The following is a 385-nucleotide window of genomic DNA, read 5'->3' as shown; positions in this document are numbered from 1 at the left end:
ACTGATCGTCGAGGTGACCTCCGACTCGAACGGGGACACCGACCGTATCGGAGCTGGAGACCTCCGAGTTCTGACGGACCTCAGCCGTCCGCGAGGCGGGTTCTGACGAGGGTCAGGACCTCCTCGTCGGAGAGGCCCAGGGCGCGGGCCTGGTCCACCAGGCCCTGGACGCCCTCCAGGAGCCGGGCGCGGGCCGTGGGCTGGGCGCCGGTGACGACCGCGCCGCGGCCTCGGCGGAGTTCGATCAGGCCCTCCTCGCGGAGCCGTTGGTAGCCGCGCAGGGCCGTGTGGACGTTGACGCCGAGGGATTCACCGAGCGCGCGGGCGGCGGGGAGGCGTTCGCCGGGGCGCACGGTGCCGTCGGCGATCGCGCCGCGTACGGAGG

At 74.0% G+C, this 385-nt stretch carries 1 protein-coding gene; it reads right to left on the bottom strand.

All coding sequences use genetic code 11. The features are described from left to right. Nucleotides 1-80: 80 nt before the first annotated feature. On the bottom strand, nucleotides 81-385 hold a 305-nt coding region (locus EEB19_RS26685; protein WP_187590324.1), incomplete at its 5' end, for a GntR family transcriptional regulator.

The organism is Gordonia sp. OPL2, assembly GCF_003797825.1.
GTDB lineage: Bacteria > Actinomycetota > Actinomycetes > Mycobacteriales > Mycobacteriaceae > Gordonia.
The sequence above is the reverse complement of the archived record's forward strand: the minus strand, read 5'-3'. Positions and strand labels throughout refer to the sequence as shown.